Below are 15,793 nucleotides of genomic sequence, written 5' to 3'. Positions count from 1 at the left end.
AACGGAATCGGCCTCGATCGTTGTGCAACATACAGCACTGCGTACGCTGGGGCACCTTTTTGTAGCTCGGCGTACAATCTTCTGTCCCGCGGAGCTCCCGCGCCTCCCCGCGCACGCGAGACTGCCTGATTTCCCGCGCCGGGGTCCAGCGCCGCAGGGCGACTGGGCGCGTGGCTGAGGTTGCAGGTGGCTCCGGCAACCAGAACTGGATTCGGATGACGGGATTGCCCGGCGCGGCCGGGCTACTCGAACCCATCACGGCACGCGGCGGAGCGCGCCGCGCTGCCAGACGTACCGGCCGCGGGTGTTGCAGATACGCCGGTAGGTGGCACGCGCGCGCTGCAAGGAGGCGCTATTCCAGCCGGAGGCGCCCGGGAGTGGCTTGTTCACGGCGATCGAGGGGTGGTCGCACGAGGGGGTCGTCCCCGCCGTATCATCGAATCGGATCGAGCTTCCCTCGACGCGAAGATCGAGCACCACCGAGCAGGGGATCGGGGCGCCCGGCGCGCACTCGTCGAGCATCGCGCCGGTGGGGACGTCGATCACAGCCTGGAGCACGCCGCCTCGCGCTGCGTAGAGGACCGTGTGCGTCACGACGGGCGCCGCTTCGGATTCCGGCTCGCGCGCGCGAGAGCACACCATCAGCTCGACCTCCGACAGGCTGAGCGCCTGGTGGCACGAGCACACGTTGAGGCGCTGAGGCGGGCTCGTGGCGAGGGTCGACCAGCACGAGGCATCGGGACGCCACGCGGCGCCGCGGGCCGCCAGCCAGGCATCCTGGTCGAACGGCCTGCCAGCCGGCGCGCTCGGGCCGGCGGCGGCCGCAGGAGCGGGCGAGACCGACCCTGCATCGCCGAGCGACGACGGCGGCGATCCCGATCGAGGAGCCCCGGTGGTGCCGGGGCCTGCAGCATCGAGGTCGTTCAGCCCACCGCCGCCCGCCGACGCGGCTCCAGAGGGCGAGGCCGGCGCCGCCAGCGCGCTCGCCGACGAGGGGAGCACCCCCGCCGAAGCATCGCCCTGGGGAAGGCGCTCTCGATGGCAACCCAGCTGCCCCGGCGCGAGCGCAGCGACAACGAGCGAAACGAGGGCGCGCTTCAAAACAGGGAGTCCTGCAAGAACTGTTGCAGAAAGGTCAGGGCGAAGGGACCGGGGAGAGCGACGTAGCCGCCGAAGACCGCAAACTGATGCCATACGTCGGCCCTCTCGCGCAAGTGTGGGTAGGCGGTGATCACATGATCCCAGAGCGGGTTGCTGCCGGCCTCGTAGGCCTTCTTGTTCGGTGGCGTCGCGGTGACCCGCGGCACAGGACCACCTGCGAGCTTCTCGATGCTGATCCGGATCCCCTCGTTCGCCGTGAGCTGATAGCCCCCGGTCATCCGCAGCACCGTGTCGCTCCGCGAGTTGAACCACTGGATCGCGGCGCCTGCGCTGGAGGGTGTACCCCGCGCATCGAACGCGTACACCTCCGAGACGCGCTGCTTGTTGCTGGCGAGGGCGGCCCACATGGACAGCCCGCCGGCGCTGTAGCCCGCAACGCCGAGGCGGCCGAGCCGGATGGCCCCACGGCTTCTCCCGAGGCGTTGCTCAGCCCAGAGCAGGCGGAGCGCGCCACCGGCGAGGACAGGAAGCGACGCGCCGGTCGCGGCGCCAAAGTCGGAGCCGCTCGGCCAGGGGTGAAGGATCACCACGGGCTTCCCACTCCGGGAGAGTGCGTCCTCGAAGCCTGCGCGCAGCCATACATAGGGTCTGTTGCCGTCGCTGGGGTCGGGGCGAAACACGTCGCGCCTCCAAACATCCGCGTGCGGTTCATCCACCGGCTTGAGCAGATAGCGGTTGAGCCCGAACATCTCGTGATCGGCCTCGTCGACGCGGGTATACTCGTAGCTCTCGGGCCGGAAGAACACGACGCAGCCGACCCCGGGCGCAGGCGGCGCTGCGCACGCGGCGGGGACGGTGGCAAACCAGATGAGCGGCTTGCCACCGGTGTATCCGAGGGCGACGAGCTCGGGATCGCCCGGCTGATGCTCGGCCGCGTACTCGGACGCGAACCCGGCGTACGCCATCCAGAACGGCGTGATGTTCACGAACTCCGTCCGGATCTGCGCCAGCGCGGCGCCATTCACGTTCGCCATCACCTTCGTGTCCACGAGAGGGTGGCTCTTGACGTACGCGGGGATGTTCGCCGCCTCCAGCATCGTTCCCCCCGCGACCACATCGTAAGGCTGCTCCACCTGGAGCACGGGGTGGCTCATCGGGCCCACGCGCCCGACCGCGCCGAACGAGGCCGTGAACGTGGCCTTCAGGACGACCCGCGCCGTCCCATCGGGGATGTCGAACTCGCGCACGCCCCGGGACATGGACGCGAGCGGCAGCGGCGTCCCGCCGGCCTCGAGCCGCACGTCGGCCCCCGCCTCGGGCAGTAGCGCGTGCCCCGCGTTCGGCCAGATGACCCTGAGCTTCAGCATCAGACCTGCTCCGTCTCCTGGAACACGGGATCCACCTTCCCCTCGATGGCCAGCTCGACCATGGTCGACCGGTAGACGAGTTCTTCGACGAACGGCGGCGGCGCGTCCAGGCTCGGCGCAGGCAGGTCCAGCGGGATGCTCTCGAGGAAGCGCCATACCGCGTCCAGGCGCGCCAGGAACAGCGCCTCATGGAGCGTATCGATCGCCGCGCGGAGCCACTCCGGTGGAGCTGGCGCGGCGGGCGCCGACGCATCCGGCGGCGGCGCAGGGCTGGCCGGCAGCGCGACCCACTCCGGGATCGCCTCGGCCGGCATGACGAGCGTGTCCCCGGGGAATATCACGTCGGGCGATCGCCCTGCGTAGCGCTCCTGGTTGAGCGCCCAGATCTCCCTCCAGCGGGCGCCGTCCCCGAGGTAGCGGGCCGCGATCCGCACCAGCGTGTCACCGCTCTGGACGACGTACACGTCGGGCGCGATCCACAGCCCGGCATCGATCGGCGGCGGGGGGATCGGCGGCGGCGGTGCTGGCGAGGGCTCCGGTGCTATCCCCTGCACGACGGCCTGAGCGCCCGTCGCGGCGGAGTGGAGCGCGAGCATCGCGCGCTCCTCGGCGACGGTGAGCTGCCATGGCCCCGCCGGGTCGACCAGGGACAGCGCGGCCCACGGGGATGCCTGGGCGATATGAACGAGGTCGGTGCGCGTCACGAGCAGGAGCTTCTGGGGCTCGGCATCCGGCAGGCTCACGGCGTCGCCGATGCGGCTCGTGACGCGCACGTGCCACGTGTCCCCCTCGGGCAACGGCGCTGTCCGGCGCAGGCCCTGCTCCCGACCGGCAAGCGCCATGACGAGCTCATCGGCGCTGGCGATGGCGGCGCTTCCCCAGCCCGCCGGCACGCCGTCGACGCGCACGCGCCCGCTTTCGTCCGTTCTACGCACGACCTCCCCTGCGGGTGTGCTCACCCGCATGCTCACATCAGCGATCGGGGTCTCGAGCTCGTCCAGCAGGACGATCTCGTAGAATGAGAGCTCGGTCCCCGCCCCGGGAGGTGGGGCCGGCCGTGACCTTGCCGGTCCACCGTGCGGCGCGCGGGCTTCCCGGCCTCGGGGCGCGGCGGACACCGGGGCGCGAATCTCGCGCAGCGCGACGAGCTCTCCGTACTCCAGCGCCCGGCATACCCGCGCGGAGATCCGATCGCGGAGCGCTCGCTGGTCCTCCTGGTGCAGGCTGGACCAACCGCCGAGGGTGAGCTCGCAGTATACCTCCTGAAGGACATAGAGGTTCTCGTTCAGCCGAGCCTCGATGGCGGACGACGCAGCCAGGGGCGGGACGGGCTCGAGATGGTCCCTCGATGGATCGTCGGGCGCGTGATGCGCGCGCACGAGGTAGATTCGCCGGCCGAAGTCCGAGACCGGCCATCTCCTGAGCCAGGAATTCGTCATAATCGGGGGCGATGAGGTGCCTAGTATGGCTTCTATCAAGCTGTCAGGAATATGTCGAGCTCTGTGAGCCCGGTCAGGAGAGACGGTGGCGCGCCGGCAGGCCGGCCTTCTGCGCGATAGAGCGCCAGCAGGTCGCGCGTCCACGTTGATCGTGCCGGCTTCAGGCGCTCCTGGACAAGGAGGATCACGGAGAGCAACTGTCGGAGGATGAGGCCATCGAAGCAGAGAGGCTCGTCGATTTTGCCGAGTTGCTCGAGCTGCTGCGGCTCCGCGCGATCCAGCCGAGCTCCCCTGGCGCGACGGTGGCCCGCCCTGCGGCGTCGTCTGGCCTGGCGAACGCCCTGCGCTCGCGCGCAATCGCCGCAAGCGCGCCCTCGCCGGCGGCCGAGAGGCCCGCATGTCGCCGGCGCGGCGCAGGCGGTGCATCCAGCCAGGGCAGCTCGCCGGCCGCGCTGACGACCGCAGCGAGACGCCGAGCTCCGCCCGGTGGTCCGCGTCTTGCTAACGATCTCGCGGACGCCCAAAGTGCTGGGATCGTCACGGACGTCCAGCTCCAGGGGAGGCACCATGAGCTCTTCCACCATTCGCATCCAGGACTGCATGACCCAGAGCCCCCACTCGATCGGCGCCGAGCAGAAGGTCGGCCTCGCCCGCGCGCTCATGCGCGGACATCGCATCCGGCACCTGCCGGTGCTGAGCGGCGGCCGGCTGGTCGGCATCCTCTCCGAGCGGGACATCTACTGGATAGAGACGCTCAAGGAGCAAGAGGGCGATGAGCTCGCCGTCAGCGAGGCCATGTCGCCGTGCCCCTACGCCGTCGCGCCGAGCGCGCCGCTCTCCGAGGTGGTCCGCGAGATGGCCGAGCACAAGTACGGATCGGCGGTGGTGCTGAACGGCGCGCAGGTCGTCGGCGTCTTCACGACGACCGACGCGCTCGCCGTGCTGGCCGCGCTGCTCACCGAGAAAGCGATCTCCTGACGGCGAGCCGGTCGAGCTGGGCGCGGGCTGCCCGTGCGGGGTGAACCCGCATCGCAGCGTGGGGTTGCAGACCCGGACCGCGCAGCGCCGCGGGGCGTGCCCCGTGCCGCGCCCCACATGCCGGCGCCGGGGCGCGCCTCGCCGGGCTCGCGAGGTGCGCCTCCCGATCCTGCCATGATATAGAGCGCCTCGCCCGTCCATGAGCCCTCTTGATCACAACGATGTCGCCGTGAAGCCCTCCGCCCTCGTGCCCTCGCTCGACGATCCGCTCGACGAGGGAGCCGGGGCGCCGGCCGCGCCCGCGTCGGCGTACGACGCGGCGCTGCGGGAGGCCGAGGAGCTCCGCAGGCGCCCCTATGTCTCCGCGGGCCCCGAGAACATCATCCGGCAGCACAGCAAAGGCCGGATGACGATCTGGGAGCGCATCCGGGTGCTCACGCCCGAGCCGCCGCGGGTCGTCTTCGAGAACTGGGGCCCCAACCTGGACGGCGCCTCGCTGGTCACCGCGATCCTGCGCATCGGCAGCCGCGACGTGGCGCTGTACGGCCACGATTTCACCGTCCGCGCCGGGTCCATGGACGCGACGAACGGCCGCAAGCTCGCGCGGCTGTTCCAGCTCGCGGGAGAGCGGGGGATCCCGCTCATCGGCCTCAACGACAGCGCCGGCGCCTACGTCCCCGCGGGCGTGGGCGGGCTCGACGGCTACGCCGAGGCGTTCGCGGCGCTGCGCAAGATCAGCGGCGTGGTCCCGAGCATCATGTGCATGTTCGGGTTCAACGCGGGCGGCGGCTCCTACTTGCCGCGGCAGGGCAGCTTCGTCATCCAGCCGGGCGGCACGTTCTTCGGCCTGACCGGGGCGGCGGTCGTCAAATCGGTCCTCGGCGAGGTGGTGTCGCCCGACGACCTCGGCGGCCCGTGCGTCCACGGCGCCTCGGGGGTGGCCGATCTCACGGTGCCAGACGAGGTGGGCGCGCTGCGCACCACCGTCCGGCTGCTCGGTTACCTGCCGAGCAACAACCGCGAGAGCGCGCCTTTCCAGCGGACGAGCGATCCGGTGGGCCGGGAGACGACCGAGATCGACACGCTCCTCCGCAGGACGATCTCGTCGCCGACGGGATACAACACGCCGCTCGATATCAACATCATCATCCAGCGCATCTGCGATCACGGCGACTACTTCGAGGTGCAGCCGCAGCGCGCGCGCAACACGATCACCGCGTTCGGGCGGGTCGGCGGGCGCGTCGTCGGCTTCGTGGCGAACAACAGCGCGGTGGCGTCGGGCCAGATCGACGTGGCGGCCGCTTACAAGAACGCTCGCTTCATCCGCTTCTGCAACCTCTACAACATCCCGCTCCTCTTCATGGAGGACACCACGGGGTTCCTCCCGGGCAGGGAGCAAGAGGCGATGGGCATCGTGCAGGCCGGCCGGGCCATGCTCGACGCGATCATCGACGTGCGCACCCCGCGCATCCTGCTGCTCGTGCGCAACGCGTTCGGCGGCGCCTATGCCTCGTTCAACAACTACGCGACCGGCGCGGACGTCGTGCTCGCGCTCCCCACGACGCGCGTCGCGGTGATGGGCCCTGCCGGCAAGGAGTTCGTCTACAAGGACGAGCTCCGCAAGGTGCGCGCGCAGGCGAGCGCCAGGGAGAAGGCCGGCGTCAAGGAGCGGCTCGGCCGCGGCCTCGACGAGGCGAAGGCGAAGGCCGAGGCCCGCGACGAGGCCGCGGCGTGGCTGAAGGCGAGAGAGGCCGAGTTCGGCGCGCGGTACGAGCGGGAGCTCATGAACCCGCGCGAGGGGCTCAGCCTGGGATCCATCTCGCGGCTCGTGATGCCGCGCGAGCTCCGCTCGGTGATCGCAGAGAACCTCGAGTTCCTGCTGCGGCACTACCAGCCAGGGCCGTTCACCGGTGTTCAGCGGGAGTTCCATTGATCATGGATGGATTCGAGACCAGGCGAGGTTACGACCGCAACCCGAGGGTGGCGCGCGACCGCAGGCTCCGCCGCTCGGGCTCGGCGTGGGCGCGCTCCTTCGCCGCCGACGACGTGCGGCCGCTGATCGTCTGCCGGGGCCCGATCCGGAAAGAGGCGATGGATGTCTTCGCCCAGATGGGGATCGAGCATTACGGCATCCTCCTGTCGGAGAAGGACTCGATCGTCTACACGCACGCCCTGGCGCCGGAGCTGCGCTGCATCCACCCGGCGCACGTGCACCGGGTGAAGGACTATACCGGCGCCACCAAGGACGAGCGCGTCAAGCTGATGCAGGAGATCGTCGCGATCGCCCGGGCCGGCGGCTATACGCACGTGTTCGCTGGCTACGGCTTCATGGCCGAGGACGAGGAGTTCGTGCGCACGCTCGAGCAGGCGGGGCTCGTCTTCATCGGCCCGCGCTCGTCGGTGCAGCGCGCCGCCGGACTCAAGGACGAGGCGAAGCGGACGGCGCTCGCGACCGCGGTCAGCGTGACGCCCGGCATCGACGACGCGACCCGGCGGATCGTGCTCCGCAAGTGGCCCGATCACGCGGCGCTGCGCGCGGCCGCGGCAGACCGCGGGCTGCTCGGCGAGGGCGCCGCGGGCGCGCGGCTCTCCGACGGGGTCCCGCTCGCCGAGGCGGCGGACGCGCTGCTCGCGGCGGCGTACGCGCGGCGCGTGGATCTCTACACGACCGACGAGCTCTGCGAGGAGCTCGAGCGGGGCGCGGCCGAGCTGCTCGCTCGCCACCCGGGGCGGCGGATCCGGCTCAAGGCCATCGGCGGCGGCGGCGGCAAGGGGCAGCGGCTCCTCGCCGGCATCGCGCCCGACGCGGCGGCCCCCGAGGCCGCGGCGCGGGCGGCCGAGGTCCCAGCGCTGGCGCGGGAGGTCCTCGCGGAGGTGAAGGCCGCGGGCGTCGGCGACAACAAGAACATCCTGCTCGAGCTCAACGTCGAGGAGACGCGGCACAACGAGATCCAGCTGATCGGCAACGGCGCGTGGTGCGTCGCGCTGGGCGGGCGCGATTGCTCGCTGCAGATGCACGAGCAGAAGCTGCTCGAGGTCGCGATGACGCAGGAGGGGCTGCTCGAGGCGATCGAGCGGGCGCGCGCGGCCGGCGAGGCTCCGCTCGCGGCGTCGCTCGAGCGCGAGCTCGCGTCGCTCGCCCGGATGGAGGCCGAGGCGGAGCGGTTCGGGCAGGCGGTCGGGCTGAACTCGGCCTCGACGTTCGAGTGCATCGTCGAGGGGGATCATCACTACTTCATGGAGGTCAACACCCGCATCCAGGTCGAGCACCGGGTGTCGGAGCTCTGTTATGCCCTCCGCTTCGAGAACCCGGCCGATCCGGCCGACGCGTTCGAGGTGACCTCGCTCGTCGAGTGCATGGTCCTCCTCGCGCGCCACGGCGAGCGGCTGCCCCGGCCGATCCGCGTCCGGCGGGAAGGGTCCGCGGTGGAGGCGCGCCTCAACGCGACGAACGGCGCGCTGGAGCCCCACGCGGCCGGCATCATCGTGTCCTGGAGCGATCCGCACCCGCACGAGATCCGCGACGATCAGGGCATCTGCGTGAAGAACCCCGACACGGGGGTGTTCATGCATTACCGGGTCGCAGGCGCCTACGACAGCAACATCGCGCTCCTCGTGACCTACGGCGCCTCGCGCGAGGAGGCCTACCAGCGGATCTGCGAGATCCTGCGCACGACGACGCTGCGCGGCAGCGATCTCCACACGAACCTCCAGTTTCATTACGGGCTCGTGCACTGGTTCCTCGCGCGGAGCGTGTGGGCGAAGCCGACGACGCGCTTCGTGGTCCCGTACCTCACGCAGGTCGGCCTGCTCGCGGTGGAGCTCGGGGGGCTCGACTTCGACGCGATGTGGGCCGAGCTCGGCGCCCGTCACGAGCGCCGCCTCGCGGCGCGGGCCGGGGCCACGGACGCGGCCGGCGGAGGAGCGTTGAAGAAGGTCTTCACGCTGAAGGACACGCTGGTGCGCCGCCCCGTGGAGAAGATCTGCGCGGAGCCGCACCTCCTGTCGGCGTGGCTCAGCCGGAACATGGGGTCGTTCGAGATCCGGTCTGGGCGGGTGCGCTGGCTCAAGAACCCGATCGAGGTGCTCGCGGACACGTACTGGCTGCTCAACATGACGCCGCAGCCGCAGGCGCCCGCGGCCCATGTGATCTGGGATCACGACCAGGAGGTGCTCTCGCGGGCGCTCGGCTTCTACCGGCGCGTCGGCGAGCGGATGGGCCAGGCGGGCGGCGCGCCTCCGTGGCCCGAGCTGCGAGCGCACCTGTCCCGGGACACCGCGCCTCACGGCCACGACGCCGAGCTCTGGCGGCGGGTCCGCGGCTCCCACCTCGGCTTCCAGGCGGGCCTGGAGCTCCTCGACGCGCTGGTCCTCGCGGGGGATGCCGCGCGCTTCTTCGAGCTCCGCGCGCGGGAGGACGGCACGGTCGCCATCCCCGAGCGCCTGCTCGATCGCGAGCTCTCGGCCCGCATGCGCAAGGTCCTCGCGCCGCCGCCCGCCATGCGGGCCAACGAGATCGTCGCGGTCACCGGCGGCATGTTCTACGCGCAGGAGGCGCCGGACCGGCCTCCGTTCGTGACCAAGGGCAGCCATTTCGCTGCCGGCGATCCGCTCTACGTGATCGAGGTCATGAAGATGTTCAACAAGGTGCTCGCGCCGTGCTCCGGCACCGTCGAGGAGGTGCTCATCGACGGCGGCGAGGGGACGATCGTGCAGAAGGGCCAGCCGCTCTTCCGCGTGAAGCCCGACGAGGTGCTCGTGGAGGAGGACTCGGCCGAGCGCGCCCGCCGCCGGCGCGAGGCGACGCTGCGGTACGTCGACGCGATCTTCGACGCCGAGGGCACCTGAGGCCGCTGCGAGCAGGACAGCCTGCTCACGCCGCGGGAGGCGGGGGCAGCGGCCCTGCGCAGGGGAGCTCGACGATGAAGGTGGCTCCGGCGCCGGGCTCGCAGTCGCACCGGATCGAGCCGCCGTGGTCCTCCACGATCTTGCGGCTGATGTACAGGCCGAGGCCCAGCCCGCCGTAGTGCCGCTCCGAGACGGCGCGCTCGAAGCGCTCGAAGATGCGGCTGCGCTGCGCCGGATCGACGCCGATGCCGTGGTCCCGGACCGCGAGCCGGGCCACGCCGTCCGCGGCGCCCACGGCCATCTCGATGGGCTTGCCGGCGCCGAACTTGATCGCGTTGCCGAGGAGGTTGGTGACGACCTGGTCGAGGCGCGACCGATCCCAGCGCCCCACGACCGGCGCATCGGCGCGGATCGAGATCGAGCAGCGCGCCCTCGCCAGATCGGCCTCGAAGCGCGCAGCCACCGCGCGGACGAGGGCCGCGAGGTCGACGTCGCCGAGCTCCAGCGCGCGCGGCCTCGACTCGATGCGCGAGACGTCGAGCAGATCGTCGATGAGCCGGGTCAGCCGGGTGGTCTGCCGCGAGATGCGCTCGAGCCGCTGATCCATGACCTCAGGATCCACGGGGCGCCCCGCGCTGACCGCGCGGCGAAGGGACTGCACCGAGAGCGTGAGCGAGGTCAGCGGCGTATTCAGCTCGTGGGACGCGACGGAGAGGAACTCGCTGCGGGCGCGGACGGCCTCCTGGGAGGCGCGGTAGAGCCGGGCGTTGTCGATCGCGATCGCCGCGCGGTGCGCGACCTCCTGCGCCAGCTCGAGGTCGGCGCGCCCGTAGCGGCGCCCCGGCGCGCCCGAGGCGAGGGTGAGCGCCCCGAGCCTCTGCCCGCGCACCGCGAGCGGCACCGAGAGCCTGGTCCGCGTACCGAGCTCCCGGAGCAGCCGAAAGTGCTCGTCGTCGACGCACATCGTTCGCAGGATCTCGTCGGGAAGCTCCGGCATGAGGAGCGGCTCGCCGGTGCGGAGGACCGTGACCGACGGGTGGGGTGAGCCCCAGCGCGGCGGATATCGGAGGTGAAGCTCCTCGAGGACAGGCGCCTTCTCGAGATCCCCATGCGCGCAGGCCAGGCGGCGGAGCTCTCCGTCTTCCACGATATCGATCGCGCACCAGTCGGCCAGGCCCTGGACGCAGATCTCGCCGAGTCGGGCGAAGGTCACCTCGTAGTCGAGCGATTCCGACAGGACGACGCCCGCCTCGGCGAGGAACGCGGATCGGCGCTCGGCCTCCTCGGCAGCCGCCCTCGCCGTCCGCTCCTTGGCGAGGAGCCGCGCGTTCTCCAGGGAAATCGCCGCTTGCGTGGCGAGCAGCTCCAGGGCGGCGAGCCGATCGGGGGTGAAGGCGCCGGCGAGCAGGTTGTTCTCGAGGTAAAGCAGCCCGACCACCTCGGCCTGCCTGAGGATGGGCATGCAGAGGACCGACCTGGGCCGGCTCCGAGCGAAGTAGCCGTCGCTCGCGAACTTGCGCGCGTGGGCGGCGGCGTCGCTCAGGATGACCCGCTCCTTGGTCCGGTTCGCGTAGTGGATGAGCGACGCGGGGACGCGCAGAGAGCCGTCCAGCGGCTCCGGGCCGAGGAGGGTCGTCGTCGCCCCGCGCTCGCCGAGGCTCGCCTCCGCTTCGATCGAGAGGCCGTGGTCCTGGCACAGGAGGAGGCAGGCCCTCTCCGCGCCGCCCTGCTCGAGCACGATCCGGAGCAGCGTGCGCAGGAGCTCGCCGAGCACGATCTCACCGGAGATGGTCTGCGAGGCCTTGGTCACCGAGGAGAGATCGAGCTGATCGGAGTCCACCGCGACGGTGGCGGTGGGCGGGGGAGACCGCCGCTCGACGAGGTGGGGATTCTGCCGATCGAGCTGCCTCACCTTGCCGTGGGCGCCCCAGCGGGCGTAACAGGCACGGGCATTGCCGAGGTACAGCTCGGCGAACTCATCGAGCCCTCGCGCCCGGTAGAACCGGGACGCGACCTCGTAGGCCACCGCTTCGTTGTGCACCAGGCCATTGTCGCGCGCCGAGCGGATGGCCTCCTCGAAGAGGCGCTCGGCGTCGAGGTGGCGGCCCTCGATCCGGGCGACCTCCGCCTGAACGAGGGCGTAACGGTCCTGGAAGTTCTCTGCGCAGTGCTCTGCCCAGAAGGACAACTTCCGCAATTGCACCTCGAGCAGCGCTGCGAATTGCCGTTGTTCCACGGCAGGCGCGTCTGCGTACATCGCCGTCAGCGTGAGCGCGTAGTAGAAGTGGTGCGTCGCCTCGTTCGCCAGGGCCATCACCTCGCGCAGCATCGGCGCAGCGAGGGCCGCGGCCTGCCGCGCCTCGGCATATCGTCCATCGATGAACGCCGCGACCTGCTTCATGATGTGAAAGAAGGCGACCCCGATCCCGAAGCCAGCCCTCTCCATCGCGAGGACACACTCCACCTCGTCATAGGTATCGTCGTTGAAGCTCGTGGGCGCTCGTGTCGCCCCCTTCAGGCTCGCTGCGAATTGCTCCTCGGTCCGGAGGAGGCGGCGCGCCAGGTCGTGGTGGCTCTTCTCGGCCAACGACGCGTACTTCCGCGAGGCCTCGATGAGTTGCTCGATCGAGCCGCCGCTCTCCACGACGAGCCACACCAGGTTGAAGGAGGCATAGCCAGCAAAAACGAAATCCCCAACATCGACACAAGCAACATAAGCCTGCTCCATCATGGGGAGGAGCGTCGCGAAGCGCATGCGCCAGACGCAGGCGAGCGCCGCGTGGTGAAAGAGCAGCCTCCCCTTCAGCGCCAGGCCGTTGAACCTCTCGTTCAGCCTGAGCGCCATCTCGGAGAATTGACACCCCCATGAGATGTCGCCGTACCTCGACACCAGCAGGGCGGCATAACAACTGTAGACGAAAGCGGACTCTTCGCAGTTTCCGTGCTGCAAGGAGAAGCTCAATGCCTTGGCGATGACCAGGGGCCAGTACGCCGGTCGCGTGCTGTACGTCGGAGCCATCGCCTCGACGAGCAATCCGATGATGGCCCGCACGCGCTCGTCGGTGGTCGTCGGTGCGAGCGCGAGGTCGGCGATGGCGCGGCCGCGCAGGAGGATGGGGACCCTCTGGAGCTCGGCCTCCACCGCGGCCTGGATCTCGTCTTCGGACTCCGGGAAGGTCACCCCGAAGAGGCGCACCGCCTCGAACATGGTGCTCACGGCGTCGCCGAGCCGCCCGGCGATCTGATAGAGGCGTAGACGGAGCCGATGGGCCTTGGCGCGGTCGAGCGGTGAGCGTGCGCGCACGAGGATCAGGTCGAACAGAGCGTCGGCCCGCTGGAAGTCACCGATGAGGCACTCGCATTCGGCGAGATCCAGGTGGATCGCGAGCGTCTCTTCGTACTGCCTGCTCCAGGCGTCCTCGGGCAAGAGGGATGAAGCCTGGGCGAGGTAGCTCCGCGCACACGCATAGGCGATCGCGGCCTTCGCCTTCGTACCTGCCAGGAAGTCGAGCCGGCAGAGCGCCTCCTTTTCGCGTGGATCGGTGATGAGATGGGCGCCGCGGTTCCACTGGTTCGCGACGTCGAAGATCCGCTCCGCGATCGCGTCCTCGGGCAACCGCGACGCGAGGAGCCGGCCGATCCGGAGGTGCTCTGCGGCCCGTTGCTCCTCCGGCACCAGCGAGTAGGCCGCCTCCTGGACGCGGTCGTGGAGGAACTTGCAGGTGCCGTCCAGGTCGAGGACCAGCCCCGCCCGGATGGCCTCCCAGAGGTCCGCCCGCGTGCCCTCTTCCAGTCCGCCGTGGACCATCGCGAGGAGCGCGATCTCCGCGGTGTTCCCCAGACATGCGAGCTGTTTCAACGCCTCCTGCGTCGCGGGGGGCAGCCGCCGGAGCTTTGCGACCATCAGGTCGACCACGTTGTCGGTGAAGCCCTTCTCGCGGATCCTCGCGACGTCCCACCGGAACCGGCCGCTCCGCTCGTCGCGCTCGATCAGGCGCTCTTCGTGGAGCGCGGTGAGGAACTGGATGGCAAAGAAGGGATTGCCCGCCGTCTTGTCCTGGATCAGCTCGGCGAGCGGCGCGGCGTCCTCGGCGGCGCAGTGGAGGGCCTCGCCGACGAACGTGGCGAGCGCCGCGGGCGGGATGGGACCGAGCACGATGTCCGAGACGCGGGCGCCCGCCCGCCGCACCTCGGAGAGGCTCCGCAGGAGCGGGTGAGAGGCGGACACCTCGTTGTCGCGGTACGCGCCGATGACGAGGACGTCCCGCACCTCCGCGCGCGTCAAGATCTCCTGGAGCAGCCCGAGGCTGGCCGAGTCGGCCCACTGCAGGTCATCGAGGAACAGCGCGAGGGGGTGCTCGTGCCGGGCGAACACCCCGATGAAGCGCTGGAACACCCTGCGGAACCGGTTCTGCGCTTCGACCGGCGGCAGATCCGGGGCAGGCGGCGGCCGCCCGATGGCGAGCGCGATCTCCGGGATCACGTCGACGATGAGCTGGGCGTGGATTCCCAAGGCCTCGATGAGCCGCCGCCTCCAGGCGGCGATCTGCGCCTCGCTCCCCGCGAGGATCCAGCGCACGAGCTCCCGGAAGGCCTGGATGAGCGTTGCATAGGGGATGTCGGGCTTGTGCTGGTCGAACTTCCCCGAGATGAAGAAGCCCCCCTGCCGCACGACCGGCGCCTCGACCTCGTGGACGAGCCCGCTCTTGCCGATGCCGGAGTACCCCGAGACGAGCGCGAGCTCCGGTGTCCCCGACGCCGCCACGCGGTCGAACGCCCCCTTCAGGACGGCGATCTCCGCGTCCCGCCCGTAGAGCTTCTGGGGGATCTGAAGCTGATCGGACACGTCGCGCTCCCCCGGTGTGAACGGCTCGATCGTCCCGCTCTGGGTCCACTCGGCGAGGCACCGCTCCAGATCGCGCAGGAGGCCGCGGGCGCTCTGATAGCGGTCCTCGGGCGTCTTGGAGAGGAGCTTGAGGACGATCCGAGCGACGGCGTCGGGCACCTCGGGGGCGACCTCCGAGGCGCTCGGCGGGGCGTGCGCGACGTGACAGTGGACCCACTCGACGGGGTCATTCGCCTCGAAGGGGAGCCTCCCGGTGAGCATCTGAAAGAAGGTGACGCCGAGCGAGTAGAGATCGGCGCGGCGGTCGATCGCCCGGTTGGTCCGCCCCGTCCGCTCCGGCGCGAGATAGGGCAGCGAGCCCTCGATGAGGCGCGCCGGCTGCGTGGGCCGGTGCTCCCGGGGGAGACGGGACGCGAGGCCGAAGCCGGTGATCTTCACCTCGCCGCTCGCAGGGATCACAAGGATGTTCTGGGGCTTCAGGTCCTTGTGGAGGATGTCCTTTCCGTGGATCTCCGCGACCGCGCCGGCGATTCGGACGGCGACCGGGAGGAACCGAGCCATCGGCATCGGCTCGCCGAGCAGGCCATCGAGGGAGTCAGCGCCGTCGTCCTCAAGGACGAGGGCGAGCATCCCCTGGTACGTCTCGAGGGCAAGCGGCCGGACGACGGCGGGGGTGTCGAACAGCGCTCCGATCTCGTACTCGCGCCTGAGCTGCTCGATCTCCTTCGGTCCGCTGCGCCGCGGGTCGAGCGCCTTGAGGAGGACCAGGTGGCCGTCGGCGTCCCTCCGCGCGCGATGAACGACCGCCCTCCCCCCGCCGAAGAGCGTCTCGAGGATCGTGTACTGTGCGGCCGGAGTCATGGGTGAGGACCTGAGGGGCGAAGCTCCACGTCGCTCGGGGCCCGTGCGGGGTCATGGCTGCGGCCGCCGGCCCTCTGAACTCCTCTCCGGCAGGGTGGCCCGGTTGGGCGGGGCCATCCGCAAGGCACGCCGCGCGAAGATCGAGCGGCTCGGGCTGCACCATGTAGGAGGCGATTGTACTCTTCAATGCAGGTGAGGGAGGGCAACAAAAAAAATGGACATGCCAGCCGGCCTACGCTGCTGCACGGCGCTCGTGCCGGCGCCCCGGCGACGAGCCGACCAAGAGGTCACGGTTGTCAGCCGCCTCTCAGCGACGACAAGTTCGGCGAGCCCAACGAGGCTGGTGGCTTCAC

At 70.5% G+C, this 15,793-nt stretch carries 7 protein-coding genes; 3 read left to right on the top strand and 4 right to left on the bottom strand.

Annotation, left to right across the window (positions count from 1 at the left end; genetic code table 11):
- Positions 1-255: 255 nt before the first annotated feature.
- The 3 genes from WMF19_RS19160 to WMF19_RS19150 all read right to left on the bottom strand — a co-directional run bounded on the left by WMF19_RS19160 (position 256) and on the right by WMF19_RS19150 (position 3,907).
- Positions 256-1,002: a hypothetical protein gene (locus tag WMF19_RS19160; RefSeq protein ID WP_437900417.1), complete on the bottom strand. Its 747-nt coding sequence runs from the start codon at positions 1,000-1,002 to the stop codon at positions 256-258.
- A gap of 95 nt (positions 1,003-1,097) precedes the next feature.
- Positions 1,098-2,468, bottom strand: coding sequence for a hypothetical protein (locus WMF19_RS19155; RefSeq protein WP_437900416.1), 1,371 nt, complete (start codon positions 2,466-2,468; stop codon positions 1,098-1,100).
- Positions 2,468-3,907 carry a LysM peptidoglycan-binding domain-containing protein gene (locus WMF19_RS19150; protein ID WP_437900415.1) on the bottom strand — a complete coding sequence of 480 codons (1,440 nt, stop codon included), beginning with the start codon at positions 3,905-3,907 and terminating at the stop codon, positions 2,468-2,470. Before WMF19_RS19150 ends, WMF19_RS19155 begins: the two co-directional genes overlap by 1 nt.
- Before the next feature lie 567 nt (positions 3,908-4,474).
- Here WMF19_RS19150 and WMF19_RS19145 point away from each other — a divergent pair.
- From WMF19_RS19145 to WMF19_RS19135, 3 genes are all read left to right on the top strand, one after another.
- Entirely contained in the window at positions 4,475-4,885 is a 411-nt protein-coding gene (locus tag WMF19_RS19145; protein ID WP_437900414.1) for a CBS domain-containing protein, read from the top strand.
- A 199-nt stretch (positions 4,886-5,084) separates the two neighbouring features.
- Entirely contained in the window at positions 5,085-6,818 is a 1,734-nt protein-coding gene (locus WMF19_RS19140; protein ID WP_437900413.1) for an acyl-CoA carboxylase subunit beta, read from the top strand.
- Between the two features lie 2 nt (positions 6,819-6,820).
- Positions 6,821-9,733, top strand: coding sequence for a biotin/lipoyl-containing protein (locus WMF19_RS19135; protein WP_437900412.1), 2,913 nt, complete (start codon positions 6,821-6,823; stop codon positions 9,731-9,733).
- A 25-nt stretch (positions 9,734-9,758) separates the two neighbouring features.
- Here the strand turns inward: WMF19_RS19135 and WMF19_RS19130 are convergent, their stop codons facing one another.
- On the bottom strand, positions 9,759-15,440 hold the full coding sequence (locus WMF19_RS19130; protein WP_437900411.1) for an AAA family ATPase: 5,682 nt from the start codon (positions 15,438-15,440) through the stop codon (positions 9,759-9,761).
- Positions 15,441-15,793 lie beyond the last annotated feature (353 nt).

The organism is Sorangium sp. So ce124, from assembly GCF_051525235.1.
Taxonomy (GTDB): domain Bacteria; phylum Myxococcota_A; class Polyangia; order Polyangiales; family Polyangiaceae; genus Sorangium; species Sorangium atrum.
This window is presented reverse-complemented; position numbering and strand designations above follow the sequence as displayed.

Bases quoted from the DNA above. Each gene is read 5' to 3' on its own strand.
- WMF19_RS19145 (WP_437900414.1), top strand. From the start codon at position 4,475: ATGAGCTCTTCCACCATTCGCATCCAGGACTGCATGACCCAGAGCCCC.
- WMF19_RS19150 (WP_437900415.1), bottom strand. From the start codon at position 3,907: ATGACGAATTCCTGGCTCAGGAGATGGCCGGTCTCGGACTTCGGCCGG.
- WMF19_RS19135 (WP_437900412.1), top strand. From the start codon at position 6,821: ATGGATGGATTCGAGACCAGGCGAGGTTACGACCGCAACCCGAGGGTG.
- WMF19_RS19130 (WP_437900411.1), bottom strand. From the start codon at position 15,440: ATGACTCCGGCCGCACAGTACACGATCCTCGAGACGCTCTTCGGCGGG.
- WMF19_RS19140 (WP_437900413.1), top strand. From the start codon at position 5,085: ATGAGCCCTCTTGATCACAACGATGTCGCCGTGAAGCCCTCCGCCCTC.
- WMF19_RS19155 (WP_437900416.1), bottom strand. From the start codon at position 2,468: ATGCTGAAGCTCAGGGTCATCTGGCCGAACGCGGGGCACGCGCTACTG.